This window comes from Rhodopila sp., assembly GCF_035548235.1.
Lineage (GTDB): Bacteria > Pseudomonadota > Alphaproteobacteria > Acetobacterales > Acetobacteraceae > Rhodopila.
Genome location: NZ_DASZTJ010000202.1, coordinates 1 through 24,330, shown reverse-complemented (window position 1 = coordinate 24,330; position 24,330 = coordinate 1). Strand labels below are relative to the sequence as shown.

Annotated in this window: 21 protein-coding genes and 1 tRNA gene; 8 read left to right on the top strand and 14 right to left on the bottom strand. The window is 66.3% G+C overall.

The window, feature by feature from the left end; genetic code table 11:
- Positions 1-68: 68 nt before the first annotated feature.
- Positions 69-944: a TauD/TfdA dioxygenase family protein gene (locus VHB27_RS16875; protein ID WP_325602573.1), complete on the top strand. Its 876-nt coding sequence runs from the start codon at positions 69-71 to the stop codon at positions 942-944.
- Between the two features lie 49 nt (positions 945-993).
- On the opposite strand, the gene VHB27_RS16870 is transcribed toward VHB27_RS16875, so the two are convergent.
- Positions 994-1,773 (bottom strand): ABC transporter ATP-binding protein, encoded by a 780-nt coding sequence (locus VHB27_RS16870; protein ID WP_325602571.1) that lies wholly within the window; start codon positions 1,771-1,773, stop codon positions 994-996.
- Between the two features lie 137 nt (positions 1,774-1,910).
- The gene (locus VHB27_RS16865; protein ID WP_325602569.1) at positions 1,911-4,085 is read right to left on the bottom strand and encodes a primosomal protein N'; all 2,175 of its coding nucleotides are present in this window, start codon (positions 4,083-4,085) and stop codon (positions 1,911-1,913) included.
- Between the two features lie 92 nt (positions 4,086-4,177).
- Here VHB27_RS16865 and fsa point away from each other — a divergent pair, with 92 nt between their 5' ends.
- A complete protein-coding gene (gene fsa, locus VHB27_RS16860) occupies positions 4,178-4,831 on the top strand; it encodes a fructose-6-phosphate aldolase (protein WP_325602567.1) in 654 nt (217 codons plus the stop codon).
- A 63-nt stretch (positions 4,832-4,894) separates the two neighbouring features.
- On the opposite strand, the gene VHB27_RS16855 is transcribed toward fsa, so the two are convergent.
- The 9 genes from VHB27_RS16855 to VHB27_RS16815 all read right to left on the bottom strand — a co-directional run bounded on the left by VHB27_RS16855 (position 4,895) and on the right by VHB27_RS16815 (position 15,370).
- On the bottom strand, positions 4,895-6,382 hold the full coding sequence (locus VHB27_RS16855; protein WP_325602565.1) for an NADH-quinone oxidoreductase subunit C: 1,488 nt from the start codon (positions 6,380-6,382) through the stop codon (positions 4,895-4,897).
- Between the two features lie 7 nt (positions 6,383-6,389).
- Entirely contained in the window at positions 6,390-7,829 is a 1,440-nt protein-coding gene (locus VHB27_RS16850; RefSeq protein WP_325602563.1) for a hydrogenase 4 subunit F, read from the bottom strand.
- Complete coding sequence (locus tag VHB27_RS16845) at positions 7,826-8,494, bottom strand: hydrogenase-4 component E (RefSeq protein WP_413788630.1); 669 nt, start codon at positions 8,492-8,494, stop codon at positions 7,826-7,828. The genes VHB27_RS16850 and VHB27_RS16845 overlap by 4 nt, the downstream gene beginning before the upstream one ends.
- Positions 8,491-9,441 carry a respiratory chain complex I subunit 1 family protein gene (locus VHB27_RS16840; RefSeq protein WP_325602561.1) on the bottom strand — a complete coding sequence of 317 codons (951 nt, stop codon included), beginning with the start codon at positions 9,439-9,441 and terminating at the stop codon, positions 8,491-8,493. Before VHB27_RS16840 ends, VHB27_RS16845 begins: the two co-directional genes overlap by 4 nt.
- A complete protein-coding gene (hyfB, locus tag VHB27_RS16835; RefSeq protein ID WP_325602559.1) occupies positions 9,438-11,426 on the bottom strand; it encodes a hydrogenase 4 subunit B in 1,989 nt (662 codons plus the stop codon). Before hyfB ends, VHB27_RS16840 begins: the two co-directional genes overlap by 4 nt.
- Complete coding sequence (locus VHB27_RS16830; RefSeq protein ID WP_325602557.1) at positions 11,423-11,677, bottom strand: transcriptional regulator; 255 nt, start codon at positions 11,675-11,677, stop codon at positions 11,423-11,425. The genes hyfB and VHB27_RS16830 overlap by 4 nt, the downstream gene beginning before the upstream one ends.
- 51 nt (positions 11,678-11,728) lie before the next feature.
- Positions 11,729-12,244 (bottom strand): response regulator, encoded by a 516-nt coding sequence (locus VHB27_RS16825; RefSeq protein WP_325602555.1) that lies wholly within the window; start codon positions 12,242-12,244, stop codon positions 11,729-11,731.
- A 65-nt stretch (positions 12,245-12,309) separates the two neighbouring features.
- On the bottom strand, positions 12,310-13,446 hold the full coding sequence (locus tag VHB27_RS16820; RefSeq protein ID WP_325602553.1) for a DegT/DnrJ/EryC1/StrS family aminotransferase: 1,137 nt from the start codon (positions 13,444-13,446) through the stop codon (positions 12,310-12,312).
- Between the two features lie 10 nt (positions 13,447-13,456).
- Positions 13,457-15,370 carry a polysaccharide biosynthesis protein gene (locus tag VHB27_RS16815; RefSeq protein WP_408904014.1) on the bottom strand — a complete coding sequence of 638 codons (1,914 nt, stop codon included), beginning with the start codon at positions 15,368-15,370 and terminating at the stop codon, positions 13,457-13,459.
- 154 nt (positions 15,371-15,524) lie between these two features.
- Here VHB27_RS16815 and VHB27_RS16810 point away from each other — a divergent pair, with 154 nt between their 5' ends.
- The 3 genes from VHB27_RS16810 to VHB27_RS16800 are packed head-to-tail and all read left to right on the top strand — an operon-like array spanning position 15,525 to position 18,716.
- Positions 15,525-16,691, top strand: coding sequence for an acyl-CoA dehydrogenase family protein (locus VHB27_RS16810; protein WP_325602549.1), 1,167 nt, complete (start codon positions 15,525-15,527; stop codon positions 16,689-16,691).
- A 1-nt stretch (position 16,692) separates the two neighbouring features.
- The gene (locus VHB27_RS16805; RefSeq protein WP_325602547.1) at positions 16,693-17,820 is read left to right on the top strand and encodes an ATP-grasp domain-containing protein; all 1,128 of its coding nucleotides are present in this window, start codon (positions 16,693-16,695) and stop codon (positions 17,818-17,820) included.
- Complete coding sequence (locus tag VHB27_RS16800; RefSeq protein WP_325602545.1) at positions 17,817-18,716, top strand: succinate--CoA ligase subunit alpha; 900 nt, start codon at positions 17,817-17,819, stop codon at positions 18,714-18,716. Before VHB27_RS16805 ends, VHB27_RS16800 begins: the two co-directional genes overlap by 4 nt.
- A 45-nt stretch (positions 18,717-18,761) precedes the next feature.
- Here the strand turns inward: VHB27_RS16800 and VHB27_RS16795 are convergent, their stop codons facing one another.
- Positions 18,762-19,559 (bottom strand): HpcH/HpaI aldolase family protein, encoded by a 798-nt coding sequence (locus VHB27_RS16795; RefSeq protein WP_325602543.1) that lies wholly within the window; start codon positions 19,557-19,559, stop codon positions 18,762-18,764.
- A 301-nt stretch (positions 19,560-19,860) separates the two neighbouring features.
- On the opposite strand from VHB27_RS16795, the gene VHB27_RS16790 reads away from it, so the two are divergent.
- Together VHB27_RS16790 and VHB27_RS16785 are read left to right on the top strand one after the other, a co-directional pair.
- Positions 19,861-19,935: transfer RNA gene (locus tag VHB27_RS16790), tRNA-Thr, on the top strand.
- Between the two features lie 197 nt (positions 19,936-20,132).
- Entirely contained in the window at positions 20,133-20,558 is a 426-nt protein-coding gene (locus VHB27_RS16785) for a VOC family protein (RefSeq protein ID WP_325602541.1), read from the top strand.
- 18 nt (positions 20,559-20,576) lie between these two features.
- On the opposite strand, the gene VHB27_RS16780 is transcribed toward VHB27_RS16785, so the two are convergent.
- Together VHB27_RS16780 and VHB27_RS16775 are read right to left on the bottom strand one after the other, a co-directional pair.
- Positions 20,577-21,737 carry a pyridoxal phosphate-dependent aminotransferase gene (locus VHB27_RS16780; RefSeq protein WP_325602539.1) on the bottom strand — a complete coding sequence of 387 codons (1,161 nt, stop codon included), beginning with the start codon at positions 21,735-21,737 and terminating at the stop codon, positions 20,577-20,579.
- A gap of 87 nt (positions 21,738-21,824) precedes the next feature.
- Complete coding sequence (locus VHB27_RS16775) at positions 21,825-23,273, bottom strand: gamma-glutamyltransferase (RefSeq protein ID WP_325602537.1); 1,449 nt, start codon at positions 23,271-23,273, stop codon at positions 21,825-21,827.
- A 243-nt stretch (positions 23,274-23,516) separates the two neighbouring features.
- On the opposite strand from VHB27_RS16775, the gene VHB27_RS16770 reads away from it, so the two are divergent.
- The gene (locus VHB27_RS16770; RefSeq protein WP_325602535.1) at positions 23,517-24,251 is read left to right on the top strand and encodes a DsbA family protein; all 735 of its coding nucleotides are present in this window, start codon (positions 23,517-23,519) and stop codon (positions 24,249-24,251) included.
- The last annotated feature ends 79 nt before the right edge of the window (positions 24,252-24,330 follow it).

Below are 24,330 nucleotides of genomic sequence, written 5' to 3'. Positions count from 1 at the left end.
AGCCGGCCAAAGCTTGCCAGTCGGCCAAAAACGGCGTCATGCTTCCGCAAAGACAAGAGGGAAGCTCCATGAACGCACCACGCAATACCCAATATCGGCACCTCGACGTTCAGAAAATCTCTGGCTCCCTGGGTGCCGAAATCCGCGGCGTCGACCTCTCCACCGATGCTTCCGACGAGGTCCTGTCGGAAATCCGGGCGGCGTTGCTGGACAACCTGGTCATCGCGATCCGGGACCAGGACCTGACCCCCGAACAGCAATTGGCGTTCGCACGCCGCTGGGGCGATATCCATCTGCATCCCTTCATGGAGGGAATGGCGGATCACCCTGAGATTCTCGCGATCATCAAGCGGCCGACCGACAAGAAGAACTTCGGCGGATCGTGGCACACCGACCAGATGTTCTCACCCAGCCCGGCAATGGGCACGATGCTGTATGCCAAGGAAGTCCCGTCGGCCGGTGGCGATACGCTCTTCACCAACCAGTATCTCGCCTATGAATCGCTGTCCGACGGCATGAAAGCCGTGGCGGACCAGCTTCGGACCGTCTGCGTCGGCGACAATTTCAAGCAAGCCGGCGGCGTCTCCCGCAAGGACCGGTACGCCCGGCAAATGAGCGAGATGAAGGTCAAGGATCCGGGAAACGTCCAGACCACCAGCGTCCATCCCCTGGTTCGCACCCATCCCGAGACCGGACGGAAAGCGCTCTACATCGGTGGTCACGTGCAGCATTTCGATGGCATGACCGACGAGGAGAGCCAGCCATTGATCGATTTCTTCATGAAGCACTCGACCAGGCCGGAATTCACCTGCAGGGTGCGGTGGCAGACGGGAACGCTGACGTTCTGGGACAATCGCTGCACGCAGCACTTCGCGGTCAACGATTACCCGGCCGAGACGCGGATCATGCATCGCATCACGATTTGCGGGGACGCACCGTTCTGATGCCAATCAGGCAGGGGCACGATCCCCCGCTGCACAGGAGCCGCACAAATCAGGCGGCGGTGCCCAGATAGGCGCGGATGACGTCGGGATTCTGCCGCACCTCGCTCGGCGTGCCGTCCGCGATCTTGCGGCCGAAATTCACCACCACGACCTTGTCGGAAACCGACATCACAAGGCTCATGTGATGCTCGACGAGCAGGACCGTGATCCCCTGGATGTCGCGCACGCGGCGGATTTGCGTCTCCAGCGTATGGACCTCGTCATGATTCAGGCCGGCCGCCGGCTCGTCCAGCAGGAGGAGTTTCGGTTCGGCCGCAAGGGCCCGCGCCAACTCCACGCGCTTGCGGATCGGGAAGGGCAGGCCGGCGACGACGCGACCGGCGAAGTCGCCAAGGTTCATGAAATCGATCAACTCCATCGCGCGCCGGCGCACCGCGGCTTCCTCCTGCCCGACCGGGGGCAGGCGAAAGGCACTGGCGAGAAACCCCGCCTGGGACCGGCTATGACGGCCGACCATCACGTTCTCCAGGACGGTCAGGCGATCGAACAGCGCGACGTTCTGGAAGGTCCGACCGATCCCGATGGAGGAAATCTTATGCCGCGGCAGGGCCAGCAGCGATTGGCCCTCGAACCGGATTTCGCCGGCGGTCGGCTGGTAGAGGCGGCTCAGGCAGTTGAAAAGCGTCGTCTTGCCCGCACCGTTGGGGCCGATCAGCCCGGCGATCTGGCCCTTCATGACATCGAAGGTGACGGTATCCAGGGCGAGGACACCGCCGAACCGCAGTGTCACATCGCGCACGGACAGCAGCGGCGCGGCATTCTCGTGCATAGCGACGTTTCACTCTCCCTGAGCGCAACCTGGCCCGGTCGGCGCGTTCTTATCTGTCGGCGCGTTTTTATCTGTCGACGCGTTTTTATCTATAGTCAGGATGAGCGAGACGGCCCCGCGGCGCAAGCGTCAGTCGCTCAGAGGAACGAAATCGGATCCACGTCCACGTCGACGCGCACGCTGTTCGGGATCCTGACGTTGCTCAGCCATTGCCGCAGGATCGGCTGAACGGCCATGTCGCGGCGGACCTTCAGCAGGAGCCGCCGCCTGTGCCGCCCTCGCAGCAGCGCCAGCGGCGCGGGCGCCGGCCCGAGCACGACGATCCCGTCTCCGCGCGGCGCGGCAACGCCGAGATCGCGGGCAACCGCATCGGCCAGCAAGGCCGTGTCAGCGCTGACGATCAAGGCCGCGAGCCGTCCGAAGGGGGGCCAATCGCCCTCGCGGCGGGCCTCGGCCTCGCGCGCCATGAAAGTATCGAGGTCACCGTGCAGCAGCGCCTGCATGACCGGATGGTCGGGGATGAAGGTCTGCAGCATGACGCGGCCGGATGCTTCGGCACGTCCCGCGCGTCCGGCCACCTGGTGCAGCAACTGCACCGTCCGCTCCGCGGCGCGTAGATCGCCGCCGTTGAGACCCAGGTCGGCGTCGACGACTCCCACGAAGGTCAGGTGCGGGAAATGCCAGCCTTTCGCGACAAGCTGCGTTCCGATGACGAGGTCCACCTCCCGCGCCTCGATCGCGTGGGCCGCCGCGGCGGCGGCCTGCGGACCGGTGATGGTGTCGCTTGCCATGATCAGGCGCCGCGCCTCCGGGAACAGGATCGCTGCCTCCTCCGTGATGCGTTCGATCCCTGGGCCGATCGGCGTCAGGCTGTGCTTGGCATTGCACGACGGGCATTCCGGTGGGATCGGGATCGTATGCCCGCAATGGTGGCAGAGGAGTTGCCCCCGCGTCCGGTGCTCGACCAGCCAGGCCGAGCAGTTCGGGCATTGCATGCGATGGCCGCAGGCACGGCAGAGAGTCAGCGGGGCATATCCGCGGCGATTGAGGAACAGCATCGCCTGCTCCCCCCGGCCAAGCGTCTCCCGGATCGCCTCGATCGTCGGAGGGGCGAGGAAGCGGCCTCGCTCGGGCGGATGCTCGCGCAAATCTATCAACGCGATCGAGGGAAGCGAGGCGCCGCCGTGCCGGTTGGGAAGCCGCACATGGTGGTAGCGGCCCGCCTCCACATTCATCACGGTTTCCAGGCTTGGCGTCGCCGAAACCAGGATCGCGGGGCAGGCGCAAAGCCGCGCCCTGACGATCGCCATGTCGCGGGCGTTGTAGACGACGCCGTCCTGTTGCTTGAAGGCGGTCTCATGCTCCTCATCCACGACCACGAGGCCGAGGTCGGGGAAGGGGAGGAAGAGCGCCGACCGAGCACCGACGACCACGGGCGCGCGCCCCTCGGCGACGGCCTGCCAGGTCATTTTCCGCGTGCGGGACGGGAGGTCGGAGTGCCAGATCGCCGGGTCCGTACCGAAGCGGCGCCTGAACCGATCGACCCATTGCGCCGACAGCGCGATCTCCGGCAGGATCACCAGCGATTGCCGTCCGGTCTTCAGGCAGGCGGACACCGCCTCCAGATAGACCTCGGTCTTCCCGGAGCCGGTCACGCCGTCGAGCAGCGTGACGGAAAACGATTTTGAATCGACCCCCTCCGTCAAAATCTCCGCGACGGCTTGCTGGGCCTCGGACAGGGCCGGATCGGTGTGTGACGGGTCCGGTTTTCCGAACGGCTCCGGGAATGTCAGGCGGGTCGTCAGCAGGCCCGCGTCTGCCATGCCGCGCAGCACGGCGGCGCCGACCTGCGCCTTGCTCAGCAGGGCATGGGCCTGCATCGGCTCCTGTTTCGCCAGGACGTCCAGCACGGCGCGGCGGGCCGGTGTCAGCCTGGCCTCGGGCAACGGGTGAGCGCGCGCGTATTCGATCACGGGCTTGGGGTGCGCCGTCGCCACGACGCGTAGCGCCATGGCCATGACCTCGCCGGGCGGCGACAGCGTATAGGCGGCGATCCAGTCCACGAAGCGTCGGAGCGGTTCGCGCATCGCCGGCGTGTCGACCACGCTGATGATCGTTTTCAGCTTCGCCGTGGCGACGCTCCCGTCCGCCGGCGTGTCCCAGACGACCCCCACAACTTCCCGGCGGTTCAGGGGAACCACGACAACGTCACCCGGTTTGGGATCCATGTCGTCCGGTACCAGGTAATCGAACGGGCCCGGAAACGGGTAGGGAAGCAGCACGGCGATCCGCCGCCCCGTGTTCGGTGTCACCTGCTTGATCTCACGCGTTCGATCTCATCTTTGGGGCGGCCGACAACATGGGCTATGATGGATCACTGAAAGTGCCGTTGGGGAGAATTGACATGAAGTTCTTTGTCGATACCGCTGATCTGGGCGACATCCGCTCGCTGGTGAGCAGCGGACTGCTCGATGGTGTTACGACGAACCCGTCACTGGTGGCAAAATCGGGCAAGGACTTCAAAGAGGTCATCAAGGACATCTGCGCAGTCGTGCCCGGCCCTGTCAGCGCCGAAGTGGCCGGGACGGAATATGATCAGATCATGGCGGAGGCGAATGTCCTCCGGAAGATCGCCGACAATGTCTGCATCAAGGTTCCGCTGACCCCCGACGGTCTCCGGGCGTGCCGCCACCTGCGGGAGGATGGGACGATGGTCAACGTGACCCTGTGTTTCTCCCCCGCCCAGGCGTTGCTCGCCGCGAAGAGCAAGGCATCGTTCGTCAGCCCCTTCGTCGGCCGGGTGGACGATATCGGCTGGGAAGGCATGGGCCTGATCGCCGACATCGTGCAGATCTATGACAACTACGATTTCGAAACCGAAATCCTGGTCGCCTCCGTCCGCAGCCCCATGCATGTCGTGGAGGCCGCCAAGCTCGGCGCCCACGTGGCGACCTTGCCGCCGGCAGTGCTGCGTTCGCTGTTCAATCATCCGCTGACGGAAAAGGGCCTGGCGACCTTCCTCGCCGATTGGGCGAAGACCGGCCAGACGATCGTCTGACGCTATCGTCCGAAGGGCAGGATCGCCGCATGGCGGGACCGGGGTGATCCCGCCTTTTGCCGGCTAGAGGTCGTGGCCGGAATAGGAGCAGTTGAAGCTTTTGTTGCAGAGCGGGAAGTCCGCGACGATGTTGCCGTCGATCGCCGCTTCCAGCAATGGCCACTGGAACCACGACGGATCACGCAGGTGGCAGCGGCGGATGACTCCATCCTGTATGCGCAGCCAGACGAACACGTCGCCCCGAAATCCCTCGACGATCGCCAGCCCTTCGCCATCCGCGGGGGGGATCGGTGTCAGGACGGGGCCATCAGGCAGGTCCGCCAGAATGGCGTTCACCATCGTCAGGCTGTACCGGATTTCGTCGAGGCGTATCCTGACCCGCGCATCGACATCGCCGTTCTGTTGGGAAGCGACGGCCAGGGGCAGGGCATCATAGGGCGCATAACAGAGGTCGCGACGGGCGTCGAAGTCCCGGCCCGAGGCCCTGCCGACATAGCCGCCGGCCGCGAACTGGCGCGCGAGGTCCACCGAGACCCGTCCCGTCCCGGTCGTCCGGTCCTGTAGCGAAGGCGTCTCGTCATAGAGATGCAGCAGGCGGGGCAGGGCTGACCCGATGGCGTCCACGGTCTCGCGAATGGCCGCGATTCCCGACTGGCTGAGATCGGCCGTGCCGCCCGGCACGATCTTGTCCATCATCAGGCGGTGACCGAAGCAGGTTCCGGCTGTGCGCAGGAGTCTCTCACGCAGCATGGCGCAATGAACCAGCGCCAAGCTGAAGGCCGCGTCGTTGCAGACTCCTCCCACATCGCCCAGGTGGTTGGCGATCCGCTCCATTTCCGCCATCAGCGCCCGCAGCCAGACGGCGCGAGCGGGAACCTCGACTCCGAGCGCGGATTCGATCGCGCGTGCGAAAGCATAACCGTAGGCGACGGTACTGTCGCCCGACACCCGGGCCGCCAGCCGCGATGCCCGTGCCAGGTCCGAACCGGCGATCAGGCCTTCGATCCCCTTGTGGACATAGCCCAGGCGCTCCTCCAGCCGTACGACCGTTTCACCGTTACACGTAAAACGAAAATGCCCGGGCTCGATGATCCCCGCGTGGATGGGACCGACCGGGATCTGGTGCAGGACGGCGCCCTGCGCTGGCAGGAACGGGTAATCGGACGCGGCGGGACGGTCTCCGTGCCATCGCCCGTGATCGAGCCAAGGGCGCGTATCCGGCAGGCCTGTCGGTTCAAGTCCAAACAGGTCGCGAACCGCCCGCTCCAACCGGATGGCCGGCGGATGGTGCAGTCCGACCGAGGGGTATCGTCCGTCCCGCGCGAGAAGACTGAGAACCACCACTTGCTCGCTCGACCGCAGGGCCATGTGGATGTCGGGCGTATCGCCCCACAGGCTGACCAGCTCCGCATGTCCGTCCGCGAGCAGCCCGATCGCCGCGCTCCAGCCGGCTTCATCGACCCGCAGCCGTGGCCATGGCCCGTGCCCGGCCACGAGGTCCGCGTCACCGAACACGCCCTGGTCTATGCGAACGTCCGTGGCACCGTGCATCGATCGGCTACCCCAGTTGCATCGCGACATGCTGGAACCAGGCGATCACCGGAGGCGGCAACCAGAGGCCCGCGATCAGCACGAGGCAAAGATGGGACAGCAAGGGAAAATAGGACGCCTCGACCAATCCGGTCGGCCCCCGCACCTCACCGAACGCAAGGTCGTTCAACCGCCGAAGGATCGCCCCGAACGCCAGGAGCAGCCCCGCGACGATCGCGGTTGCAAGCAGCGGTTGGCGGGCGAAGGTCGACGACACGATCAGGAACTCACTGCCGAAAACGCCAAACGGAGGAAGGCCGACGATAGCGGCGACGCCGGCGACCAGGCTCCAGCCCAAGACCGGATGGCTCTCCGTCAATCCGCCGATGTCGGCGATCCGCTGGGTGCCCTTGACCTGCACGATGTGGCCGACCGAGAAGAAGATCGCCGATTTCGTCAGGCTATGCATCGTCATCTGCAGCAGCCCCGCGAAGTTTCCAAGCGGACCGGCCATGCCGAAGGCGAACACGATGATGCCCATGTGTTCGATGGAGGAATACGCGAACAGCCGTTTTATGTCACGTCGCCGATACAGCATGACGCCCGCGAACAGCAGCGACAGCAGCCCCAAGGCGATCATCAGCGGACCGGGCGCGATCGCCAGCGGATTGCCCGACAGGATCATCTTGAAGCGCAGCAGAGCGTACAGCGCGACGTTCAGCAGAAGCCCCGAGAGCACGGCGGAAATCGGGGTCGGGCCCTCGGCATGGGCATCCGGCAACCAGGCATGCAGGGGCGCCAGCCCGATTTTCGTTCCGTACCCGAGAAGAAGAAAAACGAAGGCGATGTTCAGCAGCGCCGGATCGAAGTCATGGGACATTCGAAACAGGTTGGTCCAGCTCATGGCAGCCAGGCCCTCACCCAGGACGGGCCGCGCGGCGAGATAGACCAGGATCGTCCCGAACAGCGCCAGCGCGATCCCGACGCTGCCCAGGATGAAGTATTTCCACGCCGCTTCGAGCGATTCCGCCGTGCGGTAGAGCCCCACCATCATGACCGTCGTGAGCGTCGCCAGTTCCAGCGCCACCCACATCAGACCGATATTGTTGGCCAGCAGCGCGAGGTTCATGCCGAACAGCATGAGCTGGTACATGGAATGGTAGAACCGGATATTGGCCTTGGTCAGCCGGCCGATCCTGATCTCATGGCCGATATAGGACGCGCTGAAGACACTGGTGGTGAAACCGACGAAGCAGTTCAGGACGACGAAGACGATGTTGAGGTCATCGGCCAGCATATAGGTCCCGCTGGCCGGCCGATGCCACAGGATGAGGCCGGCGAATACCAGGATGGTCGCGCTTGAGACGATATTGATGGCCGCGCCGATCCGGTAATTCGGCACTGCGGCCAGCACGGCCGCCGCGGCCAGCGACGTCAGCAGGACCGCGGCGATGGGATCGCCGATCATTGCCGCCCTCCGCGGAACATGTCCAAGGCGCCGACGTCGACCGTGTCGAACCGCTCGCGGATGCGGAACAGGAATATGCCGATCACGATCAACGCGATCAGGATCGAGAAGGCGACGCTGATCTCAACGACCAGAGGCATCCCCCGCGCGCCCGTGGCGGCGAGGTTGATCCCGTTTTCCAGCGACATGAAGCCGACCACCTGGCTGACGGCATTGCGTCGGGTCACCATCATCAGAAGCCCGATCAGCACCACCGATAGCGCCAGGGCGACATCCTCCCGCGCCACCGGGTCGGCATTGGCCGTGATCGGCAGCATCACCTCCAGCGACAGCGCCACCAGGCCGATCCCCACCAGCATCGTTACGCCGATGCCGACGACCGTCTCGATCTCTCGATGCAGGCCCATGCGTATGACGATCCGGCGCAACGCCCAAGGCATCACGATCGCCTTGAAGACCAGTGCGATGGCCGCCGTGATGAACAGATGAGGCGCGCCTTGAATATAGGCCTGCCACGCCACCGACAAAGCAAGGATCGTGGCGTGCAGGGCGAGGGCGTGGAGCAGCGCCAGGAGCCGGACCTGATAGAGCAGCACGAAGCTGCAAAGCAGCAGCATGCCGGCCAACGTATGCGCGACGTCGAATGAAAAGCTGTGCGGAATCACATGCCCCTCGAAACAAACAGCAGCAACACCCCAAGAAGGCTCAGCATCAGGGCCGCGCCGAGAAAGTTGGGAACACGGAATACGCGCATCTTGGCGATCGACATCTCCGTGATGCCAAGCGCCACGATCCCGATCACCATCTTGCATCCCCAGGCGAGAACGCCGACCAGGTCATCGGTGATCCGCAACGGATCGGCCGCCATGCCAAACGGCAGGAAAATACAGGCGATCATCGAAAGATAGGTCGACAGCTTCAGCATCGCCGCCAGTTCGATCATCGCCAGGTGCCGGCCCGAATACTCCAGGACCATGGCCTCATGCACCATGGTCAGTTCCAGATGCGTTGCCGGATTGTCGACCGGAATGCGGCCGTTCTCCGCCACCGCGACGATCATCAGCGCGACGAGCGCCAGCGACAGCGACACACGAAGCCCGACATGGCCGGTCAGCATCGTTTCGGCGATCGTGGAAAGCTGCGTCGACCCGGCGACCAGCGCCACGGAGAAGACGATCATGATCATCGCCGGCTCCGCCAGGGACGCGATCATCATCTCCCGCGACGAGCCGATGCCGCCGAAGCTGGTCCCCACGTCCATTCCGGCGAGGGCCAAGGCGAACCGGGTGCTTCCCAACAATGCGGTGATCGCGATCAGGTCGCCCGACCAACTGAACATGAGGTTGGCCGCGAATGTCGGGATCAGCGCCGCGGCGACCCAGGTCGCGGCGAAGATGAAATAAGGGATGACCCGAAAGAGCCAAGACGCCGTCTCCGCGACGATGGCCTCCTTGCCAAGCAGGCGCAGAAGATCGCGATATGGCTGGAACACGGATTGGCCGCGGCGGCGCTGCAGCCTGGCTTTGACCCGACGGACGATGCCCGTCATCAGCGGGGCGGACACCAGCAGAAGCGTCATCTGCGCCAACTGCACGATCAGCGCCTGGATCATGGCCATACCGTCAGGGCAATCAGCAGGACGATCAGCGAGACGAAGACGAAGCCCAGGTAGCGGCGGATCGTCAGGAACTGCAGCACGTTCGCCTTGCCGGAAACCCACTCCACGAAGTGGCCGAGCGGCGCGTAGATCCCGTCCCAGAACAGATCGCCTTCGTTCCGGTGCAGCACCGCCGGCCGCATGTCGCCGGGCGGCGGCATCTCGACCTGCTCGCGCGTCGGCATCAGCACCGGCGCGAAGACCCGGCGAATGGGTTGGGCGAAACTGTCGGCCGAATATTCCGTTCGCGGCGACGGGTCGGGGAAACCGCAATCCCAAGGGGGCGCCGTTCGGATGGCATTGGACCGCCGATGGATACCGGCGACCGCCAGCAGCGCGGAGACCAGGATGAACAGGAAGATCAGGACACCGTTATAGGAGCTATGACCCGCCGCGATCGGCACGATGGTCAGCCAGCCATTCCCGATCTGCTCCGGCATGCGCGCACCAAGCAGGCTGGTCGAAATCGGCGCCATCGCATCGATGACGGCGCCCGGGAAGACCCCGCCGAGGATGCAGAACAGGGCAAACGCCAGGATGGTGCCGGTGGACCAGAGATCGGCCTCCCGCGCCTCCGCCGCGGACCGGCTGCGCGGCCGGCCCAGGAAGCATATGCCGAACAGGCGCACGAAGCACCCGGCGGCCAGCGCCGCGGTCAGTGCCAGCAGCGCACCGGCCATCGGGAATGCGAGCTTCAGTCCCCATTGCGGCATATCGGGCCGAAGCAGCATCGCCTGAAACGTCAACCACTCCGATACGAAGCCGTTCAGCGGCGGGAATCCCGCGATCGCGACGCAGCCCGTCAGCATGGCCAGTGCCGTTCTTGGCATCCGGTGGATCAGCCCGCCCATCGTTTCGATGTCACGCTGGCCGGTCGCCTCGACCACCGTGCCGGCTCCGAAGAACAGCAGGCTCTTGAAGACCGTGTGGTTCAGCGTGTGGAACAGCGTGGCGGTCAGCGCCAGTGCGGCGCCCATCATCAGGCCGTTCGCACGGAACGCCAGCGTCAGACCGGCGCCAATGAAGATGATGCCGACGTTCTCGATGGTGGAGAAGGCAAGCACACGCTTCAGGTCGCGGTCCAGGATGGCCTGCAGGACGCCGACCATGGCGGTGATACCGCCGCCCAGCAGGACGACCGTGGCCGTCGAGGCATGGGTTTCGCCCACGAGGTCCAGGGCGAGACGCAGGAACGCATAAACCGCCACCTTCGTCATCACCCCGCTCATCAGCGCCGACACGTGGCTCGGGGCCGCCGGGTGAGCCAGCGGCAGCCATACGTGAAGCGGGATCAGGCCGGCTTTGGCGCCCGCGCCGATCAAGGCGATGATGAGCACGATGTCGGCCCAGGTGCCCACCACGGGGTTCGCGCGCATCGCATCGAAGGTGAAGTGCCCTTGCGTGCCCGCCATCAGGCTGAACGCGAACAGCAGCGTGAACCCGCTGAAGACGGCCATCAACAAGTAGACGAACGTCGCGCGCCGATTACCCGGCTCAAGATGATGGGCCGACACCAAGGCCCACGACGTCAGCGACATCAGCTCCCAGCCGAACAGGAAGGAGAAAGCGTCGTCGGCGACGACCACCAGGACCATCGAGATGATGAACAGGGGATAGAAGGGAAGGACCCGTTCGGGATGGGCATCCGTCCGGGTGTATCCCAGCCCGAACGTACTGGCGCCCGCGCTGCCAAGACCGACGACGATCAGGAAGAAGCCGGAAAGCGGATCAAGGCGGAAGCGGGAGCCGACCCCAGGCAATCCGACCGGCAGCGACAGGTGCTCGACCGGTCCCCAAACGGCGCCGACCCCGATCCCAAGAACGACGAGCGAAAGCAACGCGCATCCGCCATAGACCAGGTGCCGGCTGCCGGGCGGCCTGAGGACACCGACCAGGCCGAGCGCGAGGAAGCATGGCGCCGCCCAAACCAAGCCTGTCATGGCGACGGCTCTTTCAAGCGGACTCCGCGGCCTCCGCCGCTGCTTGTCGCACGTTCGCCGATCACCTCGATGCCGGCCGCGTCCAGCGCGCCGATGAGCTTCATGAGGGAATCGACGTTGCCGCGAACGACGCCGTCGCTCGCCTCCATGCGTTGGATGGTCGGTAGCGACAGACTCGACAATTCCGCGAGCGCCTTCTGGTCAATCCCCAGCAGGGCGCGGGCGGCTCGCAGTTGGGCGGCAGTTATCATGTATGGGACATCAATTATCCAGTGCCAGACTGGAAAATGATGTCAAAAATGTCAAGTCGCTCGCACGATGGGGAGGCGGATGGTGGCGCTGTCGTCGACCGGCAGGACGCGGACGCCCCGGTATGGCCGCGAGCCGGCGTTGAAGGACCAGCGTGCGGCCGTGTTCCAGTCCAGCACCTTCTCGGCCGGGGCGCGTTCCGCGAGATGCGGCCGCACGACCCGGAAGAAGGCGTTCATCGTGTACGGCTTGGCCAGAAGCGCCGTCGCCCCGGCGGTCCCCGCGGCGATGGCGTCTCGCGTCCCCACGTTCGTCGCCGTCAGGATGATCGGTCGGCTTTCATAACCCGCCTGCCGCCGCAGGCGCGCACAGGCGCTGTACCCCCGCAGCTTGATGGAGGTGACGTCCAGAACGATCATGTCCGCCGGGACCTGGGCGGCCAGGTTCTCGACTTCGTCGGTGTCGGCCGCGACCAGCACGGTCCAGTCGGCGTGTTGGAGTTCCACCCGCAAGGTGTGGCGGACGCGCGGATCGGGTTCGGAAACGATGGCGAACGAGGCGTGTGTCATATCCCGGCATATTGGATATGACTGGTTGATAAACGGTTAAGCGACGGTGACGGGGGAGCGCCCCCTCACGCCATCGCCAGCACCGCTCCGCAGATGCGGTCGACGTCCTGGTCCGTCAGGTCCGGATGGATGGGCAGCGCCAGGATGCGTTTCGCGAGGCTCTCCGAGACCGGCAGGCGGCTGCCGTCGTGCTGCCCGCTATACGCCGGCTGAAGATGCAGCGGGCGGGGGTAGTAGATCGCGGTGGGAACGCCCTGTTCCCGCAACCCTCCCTGCATCCGGTCCCGCGCCGCTTCGTCCGGCAGCAGGATGGCGTAGATGGCCCAAGCGCTGGTGCTGTCCGGCACGCGCCGCGGCACGGCCACCGCGTTGCCCAGCCGCTGGTCATATGTCCTGGCGATCCGCTCCCGCGCCTCCAGCTCCGCCGGAAACACCGTCAGCTTCGAAAGCAGCACGGCGGCCTGAAGCGAATCCAGGCGTCCGTTCATCCCCGTGCGCAAGACCTCATAGCGGGTCTTGCCCTCGCCGTGCGTCCGCAGGCTGCGGTACAGATCGGCCTTCTCTGCCGATTCGGTGAAAAGGGCGCCGCCATCGCCGTACGCACCCAAGGGCTTGGACGGGAAGAAGCTGGTGGCCGTCGCATCGGCCTGCGAGCCAAGCATGGCGCCATGCAGCGACGCGCCGAAGCTTTGGGCGAGGTCGTCGATCAGGAACAGCCCATTGGCGTCGGCGATGGAGCGCAAGGACACCCAATCCGCCGGCTGGCCGAACAGGTCCACGCCGACGACCGCGCGTGGCGTGAGCCGGCCGGCTGCCTTGACCTCGGCGACACGTTCCGCCAGGTGGCGGGGATCGATCTGGAACGTGTGCGGGTCGACGTCGACGAACACCGGCGTCGCGCCCAGGACAAGCGGCACCTCGGCGGTGGCCGTGTAGGTGAAGGCCGGCAGGAACACGGCGTCGCCCCGCCCGATTTCCTCGGCCATCATGGCGATCTGGAGCGCATCGGTTCCGGAGCTGACGGAAACGCAATGGCGCGCGCCGCAGAATTGGGCGAGCGCGGCTTCCAGCTCCTGCACTTCAGGGCCCAGGATGAACTGGCAGTGTTTCAGTACCGCGTCGATCCGCCGGCGCAGGTCGTCGGCGATGCGGGCCTGCTGGGCCTTCAGGTCGAGAAACGGGATGGGGGCTGTTGTCGACATTGAACCTCTGTCAGGCGCGCACCTCGCCGACGGAGCCGTCGGCATTGTGCTCGAATTCGGGAATCAGGCGGCCGAGGAGCGTCAGCGCCAGCTTGATCTGGTTGCCGCGGCAGGCACTGCCGATCTCATCGATCGCCCGTGCGACGATGGCAGGGTCGGCCGTGCGGGGGGAGGCCATCAACAGGCCCGCATGCCCGGTCGGCACGGGCGGCTCCTTGCCGTGGAACATCTCTTCGTAGAGCTTCTCGCCGGGACGCAGGCCGGTGAAGCGGATTTCGATGTCCTTGTCCGGACGCAGTCCGGCCAGCCGGATCATCTGCCGCGCGAGATCGACGATCTTCACCGGCTCCCCCATGTCCAGCACGAAGATGCCGCCATCCTCCCCGGACGGCAGCGACGCGCCGCCCAGGCTGAGGACACTGGCCTGCAGCACGAGGCCGACCGCCTCGCGCACCGTCATGAAATAGCGCTGCATGTCGGGGTGGGTGACCGTCAGCGGGCCGCCTTTGGCCAATTGCCGCTGAAACAGCGGCACGACGGAACCGGTGCTGCCCAGCACGTTGCCGAACCGGACCGTGGTGCAGCGCATTCCCTGATTGGCGGACCGCGCCGCGATGTCCAATGCCTGGCAATACATCTCGGCCAACCGCTTGGAGGCACCCATCACGCTGGTCGGGTTGACGGCCTTGTCCGTCGAGATCAGCACCATCGCCAGGGTCCCGACCGCCCGAGCGGCGTCGGCGACGTGGCGGGTCCCGGCGGCGTTTGTCGCCAGGCCCTCCAGCGGGTTGGCCTCGACCATCGGGACATGCTTCAGCGCGGCCGCATGAAACACCAGCTCCGGCCGCGTTTCCTCAAAGATCGCCCGGATTCGTGCTTCGTCGCGGATATCGGCGATCATGGTCTTCCGGACGACCTGGGGGTGCAGCTCCGCCAGTTCCAGGTCGATCTGCCACAGCGCGTATTCGCCGTTGTCGATCAGGATCAGCGTGCCGGGACCGAAGGCGGCGACCTGGCGCGCCAACTCGCTGCCGATGGTCCCGCCGGCACCGGTCACGACGACCCGCCGGCCCTGGATCAGGCGCGCCATGCCGTCGCGGTCGAGCGGCACCTGCGGCCGGTTCAGCAGGTCTTCGATGGCGACGGGACGCAGCTCGACGGGCCTCGGCTGGTCCGGATCGGCGAGCGCGGTCGGACGAGGCGCCTGGCGGACCTGGATGCCGAACCGGTCCGCCTCGGCGACGACGCGCGCCAGCCGGGGGCCGGCCAGTTCGGGGGTGACGAAGACCAGCATGCCGGGCAGCCGCCCATCGGCCTGAAGGTTCTGCAGGACGGTGCTGGCATCGGCGATCGATCCCAGGATGGCGTGGCCCTGGATGCGGCGCCCCGTCTGGCGGGCCGACGACGCCAGCAGGCCTTCGACGCGCAGCGCCTGGCGACGATCCTGCGCCAGGGCGCGGATGAACAGGTCGGCGTCCTCGATGCTGCCGACGAGCAGGGCCGTGGAGGCCGCCGCGGGCGCCTGGCCGGGCGAGCGCCTGCCGCGCACCCTGCGATACGCCACCCGGGGCGTGCCCAGCAGCACCAGCAGCGTCAACGCGTGGACGGCCGGAAACGCCGGCGATGGCGCCGCGATCCCGCTCAAGGCGGCCACCAGGCTGAACAGCGTGGCCCCCAGGACGGCGCTGGCCGCGACGGTCAGCAGGTCTCCGATGGCGGCGAAGCGCCAATATTGCAGCGATAACCGGAATGGGATGCCGGCCGCGAGCAGCGTCACGGCACCGAGCACGAGCGTGACCGGCGAGGCCAGCGTGGCTGTCGAGGGGTCTGCGAGCCAACGGGCCACAGGCACCGAAAGCGCCGCCATGCTGCCATCGATGGCAACATTGACGGCTATGCGAATCAGGGGACGCACCGCGGCCATCGCCTGCCTATAGCGCGAGAGCCTGGCATGGCATAGCCCGACTTAGCGCCCGACCCTAACCTGCCGTCTTATCTCCTTCCCACCTTCCGGGCCCCGCCGTTGCTTTGCCGCCGCGCAGGGTTACACTCCCGTCGACGGGAGAGGGGACAAGGCGATGGACTTCCACATCAACGACCAGCAGCGGGAGATGGTGGCGTCCGTCCGTGACCTGGCGCAAAATCTGTTCAAGGCCAACGCCATGCGTTGGATGGATGGCACCTTCCCCTGGGAAAACATGAAGAAGCTCGCCGAGCTTGGCGTGCTTGGCATGTCCGTGCCCGAGGAATACGGCGGCCTGGGCCTGCCTATCCTGGACACGGCGCTGATCCTGGAGGAGATCGCCAAGGTCGATTACGTCACCGCGATGGCGGTGCTGGGGGAGGCGGGGGTCCAGACCAGGGTCATTTCCCGCTACGCGCCCGCGTCGATCCGCGAACGGATCCTGCCGCAGGTGGTCAGCGGCGAGTGCATCCTGGCGGTCTGCATGACCGAACCGCATGCCGGCACCGACGTCGCCAATTTCCGGACGAACGCCCGCGTCGTGGGCGACCGCGTCATCCTGAAAGGCACCAAGACGCTGATCAGCCGTGCGCGGGAGGCGGGGATGTTCGTCGTCTTCACGCGCGTCGACGGGAAGCCCGGCCGCGAAGGGATCGGGTGCGTCCTTCTGGAGCCCGATACCAAGGGGTTCGAGGTCACCGCGACCTATCACACGATGGGCGGCGAGAACCTGCACGAGATCCAGTTCAACGACTGCGAGCTGCCGCTGGAAAACCTGGTGATCCGGGAAGACGGCTTCCGCAAGCTGCTGAGCGCCTTCAACACGCAACGCTGCCTCAACCCGGCCATCTCCCTGGGGCTGGCGGAAGGGGCGTTCGACGAGGCCGTGAACTATGTCCGGGAACGGAACGTGTTCGACCACCCCATATCGGACTTCCAGGGAATCCGCTGGAAGCTGGCCGACATGTTCAAGGACATCGAGGCGGCTCGGGGCCTGCTGTACCGGGCCTGCCTGACGGCCAATCCGTTCCCCGATCCGTTCATGGCCGCGACCGCCAAGATATTCTGCAACGAGATGTCGCTGCGCGTGACCAGCGAGGCCGTGCAGGTCCATGGCGGTTTCGGCTTCACCGACGAATATCCGGTCTCTCGCCTGTATCGCGGCGCCCGCTATGGATCGCTGGGCGGGGGTGCCACCGAGACGCTGCGCGACCTGATCGGCAAGAAGATCGTCAACGCCTTCGATCCCGTGGAAGGCGTCCTCGGCTTGGGAACCTATTGACGTGCTGCTGGTCGAAGCCGACGGCAAGGCCCTGCTGCGGAGCAAGGGGATTCCCGTTCCCGATGGCATCGAAACGGCCACGGCCGCGCCGGACCTGGCGGGCAAGGGGCCTTGGATCGTGAAGGCTCAGGTCCCGATCGGCGGTCGCGGCAAGGCCGGCGGCATCGTCCGCTGCGAAACGCCCGGCGCGGTGAATGCGGCGCTGGGGCGCCTTCTGGGATCGCGCTTGAAAGCCTATCCGGTCGAGACCTGCCTGATCGAGCAGGCCGTGGCCGGCACCGAACGCTATCTGTCGATCATGGTCGATGCCGCCGGCTACGGGTTGCGCGTCATGTACGCAGCCGATGGCGGGATCGACGTGGAGCAATCGGATTCGATCGCGGGCATCGCCTGTCCACCCCACCCGGCGGCCGTCAACGAGGCGTTGAACGAGCTGCTGCAAGGCGAACCGCCCGCGTGGCGCAACTTCGTCAGCACGCTCGGCCGAGGTCTCGCGGAACTGGTCCTGGACCAGGAACTCATCCTGGCGGAGATCAACCCACTTTTCGTTTCGGATGCCGGCTGCATCGCGGCCGACGCGAAGCTGGTCATCGATCTCAACGCGATCGGGCGCCGTCCCGAACTGGCAGCGCTGGTGGCCAGGCGGCCGGACGTCTATGCCGACGCCCAGCGCAAGCTGAAGGAAGGATTCGACTATATCGAGCTCGACCCGGACGGTGAGATCGGCCTCGTCACGACCGGCGCCGGACTGTCGATGATGCTGGTCGATGAGCTGACGGGGCGCGGCTTGAAGCCGCTGAACTTCTGCGACATCCGCACCGGCCAGATGCGCGGCAGCCCCGCCCGGCTGATCCGTGTCCTGGAATGGATCACGAGCCACGCCTCGCTGAAGGCCGTCCTGGTGAATATCTTCGCCGGGATCACCGACCTGAGCGAGTTTGGCCGCTTGTTGTCGGAAGCGATCGTGGCGTCGCCGAACTTGAAAGTCCCCGTGATCGCCCGCCTCGTCGGCCGCAACGCCGCGGAGGCGCAGCGCTTTCTGCAGCAGGCCCAGCCGGGGATGCTGGTGACGGAAGACCTGTCGGCGGCGCTGGCCAAGGTTGGCGCCGTCGTCGGAGCACGCCCGTGATCGGCACCCTGTCGCGGTCGACGCCGGTGATCGTCCAGGGCATCACCGGTCGGATGGGACGGACCCATGCCGCGTTGATGCGTCAATACGGCACCAATATCGTCGGCGGCACGTCGTCGCGGACCGACCTCGCCGACGTCGACGGCATCCCCGTCTTCGCCTCCTGCGCGGAGGCCGTGGTCGCGACCGGCGCCTTGGCCTCGGTCATCATGGCCCCCGCCGGCGAAACGCTGGCCGCCGTCCAGGAGGCGCTGGCGGGCGGGATCAAGCTCGTCGTCACCATCGCAGAAGGCGTTCCGATCCATGACGCGATCCGGATCGGGCGGCTTGTCCGCAGGGCCAGCGCCACCTGGGTCGGCGCGTCCACGCCCGGCCTCGCCATTCCGGGGGAATGCAAGCTGGGCTTCCTGCCTGATGTGTGCCTGCGGCCGGGGCCGCTCGCGATCATGACCAAGAGCGGGACCCTGTCCTATGAGGTCGGCTACCGCCTGGCGCGCAACGATGTCGGCCAGAGCCTATGGATCGGCGTTGGCGGAGATACGGTCAAAGGCGTCCGGTTCGCCGATCTTCTCCCCATCTTCTTCGACGACCCCCGAACCCGCGGAATCATCCTGGTGGGTGAGGTCGGCGGCACCGAGGAAGAGGAGTGCGCACAAGCCTACGTGCGCCTGGGTGCCCGCAAGCCCCTCTTCGCGCTGATCGCCGGCCGCGAGGCGAAGGAAGGGGTCGCGATGGGCCATGCCGGCGCGCTCGTTCTGGGCGATAACGGCAGTCTGGCCTCAAAGACACGCCGGCTGACGGAGGCCGGCGCCCAGGTTTTCAACTCGATCGACACGTTGGTGTCCGTCTGCACGGCGAAGTTTGGCCCCGGCAGGGTGGGGCCTGGCGTGGCCTGAGATCGGGCAGTCCCGGTACGGCGGCCGGCGGGTCGCCGTCCCGGCTCATCCGATGTCCCGAACGAATTTCGCCCGCTGCGCACAGGCGCCGATCAGGAAAGCGAGATCGGTTCCGGTTGAAACATAGCGCGCGCCCATCTTCACGAACTTGGTCATCAGGTCGTCGCGGTTCGCGAGGCCGCCGATGCCGACATGCTTGCCGACCCGCCGAGCGGCCGCGATCGAACGCTCGAAGGCTTGGGCCAGGCGCGGATCGTCGTACCGGCCGGGTATCCCCATCTCGGCGCAGAGATCGTTGCTTCCGATAAGAAGCATGTCCACGCCTTCGGTGGCGATGATTTCCTCCACGTTTTCCAACGCAGCCACGGTTTCCATCATGACGACCAGGGACGATGCGTCGTTCATCGCCGCGTAGGTGTCGGCGAGCGGGAAGCTCCGATAGCCGTAATGTGACAGCGCGCCACCTGCCGATCGATGTCCGAGAGGCGGGAACTTCACCAATTCGACCATGGCGCGTGCCTCGGCGGCGGATCGGACATGCGGCGTGATGACGCCCATCGCGCCGCCGTCCAGGACGCGGCAGATATACTCCGGCGTGTTGGCCGGGACCCGGACCAACGGCGTGATGCCGATGCCCTGCGCGGCGATGCAGATCTGGCAGCAGGTGTCGATCGACAGGGTGTTGTGCTCCAGGTCGACATAGATCGTATCGAAGCCGGCGCTGGCCGCGATCTGGGCGATCTCGATCGAGCGGCTGAGCCGGACCGTCATCGACGCAACGACTTCGTTTCGGGCCAGCTTCTCCTTCATGGTGTTGCGCAACACGTCGCGGATACCTGCCATGACCGTTTTCTCCCGTTGTTCGCGGCGGCGGACGATGCGCGCCGCGCAACCTTTGTATAGGCCTTTCCAAGGAGAACGAAGACGTCGACGGGACAGGATCGCGGACGTCAGCACGGCAGGATGTTGCCGTCCGGGTTGCGAACCCTCGGGGGACTTCGCGGCAAAGCGGCGGACGGCAAGGCGATGCCCGATGTCGAGAAGATGCGTCTGGCCCCGTTCGCCAAGGCTGTGACGCCCTCATCATCAGGCTTGCACCCCGAGGGCCAAGCCGCTAGGTAACGGCCCCGCCTGACGGCCCGGCGCTGCCATAGCTCAGGGGTAGAGCACCTCATTGGTAATGAGGAGGTCGATGGTTCAATTCCATCTGGCAGCACCATCACGACAGATTGGCGCAGACCGCCTTAAAATCCGGCTCGGCAATCCGTACATATCTCACGCTCTTCTGCCGACGGCGCTGATTTTGACCTTCCCCGTTGCGGTCCGGCTCGACCGGGGGCAATCGCGGGCTACGGTCGGCGTCAGGTTGGTGTCCACCGAGCGGCAGTCTGGTTCCTATGTTGCGGATGCACTCCGATGCCTCGAGTCAGCCATATCCTGGAAACGTCCCTCTACGTCGAGGATCTGGAGCGGTCCCGGCTGTTCTATGAGCGCCTGTTCGGCTTCCCTCCCTTTTTCGAGGATGAGCGGATGTGCGCCCTGGAAGTGCCCGGCGGCCAGGTGCTGCTGCTGTTCCGTCATGGCATGACCGACCAGCCGGCCCCGATCGAGGCCTTTGGTCCGAACGGCTTCATTCCGCCCCATCACGGCCGCGGCGCGCTGCACCTGGCGTTCGCGATCCCCAGCCAGGAATTGGAACGCTGGACCATGCATCTGGAGCGATCGGGCGTTCCCATCGAAAGCCGCGTCCGGTGGCCGCGTGGCAGCGTCAGCCTGTATTTCCGTGACCCGGACGGGCACTCGCTGGAGGTTGCGACGCCCGGCCTGTGGCCCAATCGATAAGCGCCGGCAGGTGGCGGATCAGCGCCAGTTGGCCAGCCGCGCGGCGGCTTCGCGCATGTCCGCTTCGCTGCCGCAATAGCTGAAACGGACGAAACGCTGCCCCCGATCCCGGTCGAAATCGAGGCCTGGAGTCGCGGCCACGCCCGTCTCGGTCAGCATCCGCGCGCAGAAGCCCACGCTGTCGTTGGACCGGTCGCTGATGTCCGCGAACACATAGAACGCCCCTTCGGCTGGGGACAGCCGGCTGAAACCCGCTTGCGGCAGGGTCTGCAGCAAATGGTCCCTCGACCGGCGATAGCGTGCGATATTGGCTTGCAGTTCTTCGTGGCAGTCCATCGCGGCTTCGGCCGCGACCTGCGAGATATACGGCGCGCTGATGAACAGGTTCTGCGCCAGGCATTCCACTGGCCGCACCAGGTCCTCGGGCAGCATCAGCCAGCCGACCCGCCAGCCGGTCATGGAAAAGTATTTGGAGAAACTGTTCACCACGACGACGCTGGAAGAGAATTCCGCCGCCGAGGCGGGCGGCTGCTCATAGTTCAGGCCGTGATAGATCTCGTCGCTGATGAGCCGTACACCGTTGCCGTCGCACCACGCCGCCAGGGCTTGCAATTCGTCCCGGTGCAGCATGGTGCCGGCCGGGTTGCATGGGCTGGCGACGATAAGGCCGTCCGGGCGAGGGGCCAACCGCTCCAGCATCTCGACCGTCGGCTGAAATCGCGTTTCGATCCCCGTCGGCAGGACGACAGGGGTCATCCCCAGGGCGGTCAGGATGTTGACGTAAGGGGGATAGAACGGGGCGGCCAGGGCGATGCGGTCGCCGGGGTCGAACGCGGCCAGGAACGCCAGCGTGAAGCCGCCGGACGCGCCGACCGTGACCGCGATCCGCTCCTGCCCGGTGTCGAGGCCGTACCAGTCCTTGGCATGGGCCGAGATCTTCCGTCGCAGGGACGGCAGCCCGAAGGCCTCGGTATAGCCAAGCGGGTGGCCGGACCGCAGGGCGGACTGGACCGCCGCGACGGCGCCGGCCGGCGCGCCCGTGCCAGGCTGGCCGACTTCCATGCGGATGACGTGCGGCGCCGAGGCGGGCAGGGACGCCTGGCGTTGATTGGCCGCGGCGATGACGTCCATCACCATGAAAGGAGGCGCCAGCGCGCCCTTGCCGACCTTCAGCGTCATCGCCTGTTCCCGCCTTGCGCAACCATGTCCGTCAGCCGATGCCGCCGCTGCCGGGGAAGCGGCATTGCCGGCGGGCCTTCCGTCCGGTCAATTCGCCCCCAGCGCCAAGCCATCGCCTCGCGGATCGGTGGCCCATCCGCAGAAGCGCGATTCCCCGGGCAGATACCGGCTGCACGCAATGATATTGGCTCGACCCGGATCGGGGACGGGCACGCTCATGGGCTGGTTCGTCCGCAAGGTGTTCGTAAGGCCCACCGCCACTGCCACCGGCGCGGCGCTCTGCCCCGATGCGGCCGCCGCCGCCCGGAACGCCTTGAGGTTGTCGTTCCAGACCAGGCCGGCCGCCAGCAGCGGCGACGGAACGACCGCCGGCGACGCCGCGGTGATGAAGCCCAGGCCAGGGAGGATCCGCCCGTTGCCGAACAGGTTGTTCATCGTCAGGGCGCAGGCCACGGCATCGCCGTAGCGGTCCATGGTCACGAAACTGGTCGAAGCGGGATAGATGGTCGAGGTGGACTGCGGAAGATCGGGGGACGCCATGGCGGCCGCGGGCGTCACGCCACCCATGCGCCAGCGCGTGACAACACCCAGCGACCGGGCGACCGCGGCGGGGATGTCGTTCGGGTTGTTGGCAAGGACGTCGAACGCCGCTTCCGCCCCCAGGCCGCCATCGGCGGGTGGTGGCAGGAACGCGACCTTGTCGTTGCGGTAATTGCGAACCAGGGGCGCCGACAGGCTGGGCAGTGCGGCCCGAAGATCGGTCGCCAGGATCGGTCCCCCGATCGTGGACGACCCGTCGACGATGCGATGCGCCAGTGCTCCCTGGTACATGTCGCCGACGCCGGCCACGCGAATCTGCGCCAGGGTGGATCCCAGGTCGGGCTGTCGTAATGTCTGGCCCTCCGCGAGCGGCACGCCGTTGTTGCTGAATATGGCGCGCGCCGCCGGGTCGGCGAACAGGGGACCGGCCACCACGCTCAGGTCTCTCGCCAAGGCCCGCGAGACGGGTACGCCGAAGCGCGCCAATTGCTCCGCCGACGAGACAAGCGATTCGAACGGCTGGTTGCCGTACCGCGCGTGCAACAGATACAGCCCGCGCACGAGCATGGGTACCGCCGAAGGCCGATCGCCGCCCGCGCCCGTCGCCGCGCGCGGTATGAACAGAACGGCCTCCGGCACCCCATGTGCGGGGCCCTTCTCGCCGGAACCGTATGCGAGGCAGGCGCCCCCGCCGCCAAGCCCGGCGCGCGACGGAAGCGTCACCGCCAGGGTCAGCCCGACGGCGACAGCCGCGTCGGCGGCGGTCCCGCCCGCGGAAAGCACCTCCCGCCCCGCGATCACGGCGCGGGGCTCGTCCGCTGCCACGCCGCCCAGGAAGCCCGATACATATCCCGGCTGGCCGGTTCGCGGACCGGAGCCCAGGAGCGACGAGCTGACCGAGTCGATGGTCGAGCATCCTGGCAGCAGGGCCAGGATCGAAAGCACGGCATGCAGCCGCCGCCCTCGCCGCATCCTCTGCATAACGCGAGTCATCATGCCGCGACGTCGTCCTTCCAAGCAGTTACGGGGCCGGCTCACGCCATGAAGCCTCGGTCAAGGCGCTGTGGCTTAAACGCCTTCGCCCATACCCGCAACAAGGTTGCGGCGATCATGCGCCAGGGCCGACGCACCTGGCGGCGCGGCCTGCCCGAGGGCAGGGGGGCGGCGCGGATTTATGGCTTTCCGCATGGACCCGGGGCAGTATGCCGCCGCTGCCTGGCTCCGAAGGGAATGTCTCGTATGAACCGCTGGTTTTTTGCGCTGTTGATGATCGCCGGCCTGGGGGCCGCCGGCACCGGCGTCCGCGCCGCGGAATTCACCCCGGCGCAAAGGACGGAGATCGTGTCCATCGTCCGGGAGGCATTGAAACAGGATCCATCGATCCTGCGGGATGCGCTCACCGCGCTTCAGGTGGATGAAAGCGCGAAAACCGACGAAGCGTCCCGCGCCGCCATCGCGAGTTCGAGGAACGATCTCGTCAATTCCCGCGACCCGGTCGCGGGCAACCCGAATGGCGATGTCACGATCGTCGAATTCTTCGATACGCGCTGCCCCTATTGTCGCCGGATGGAACCGGTGATGAGCGATTTCCTCGCCCAGGACCGGAACGTCAGGCTGGTGTTCAAGGACCTGCCCATCCTGGGGCCTGGGAGCGTCCTTGGCTCCAAGGCACTGCTCGCGGCGAAACGGCAGGGCGCCTACCTGAAGATGCGGGAAGCGGTGATGCGGTTGCCGACCAACACGACGATGGCGCAGTTGGAGCAGACGGCCCGTCATCTCGGGCTGGACTGGCCGCGCATGGAGAAGGACATGAACGATCCCGCGGTGCAGGCCCAGATCGACGCCAACCTCGATCTCGCGCGCAAGATCGGCATCCAGGGCACGCCCGCCTTCGTCATCGGGACGGAGCTTGTGCCCGGTGCCATCGACGCCCCCGACCTGCGCAAGGCGGTCGAAGCCGCTCGGCATGGCTGAGGCGGCCGGTCCTCGTCACGGCACGGCCTGACCGGGCCGTCCGTGCCTCGCGGAAGGGAGATGGCCCGGTCAGGCCGTG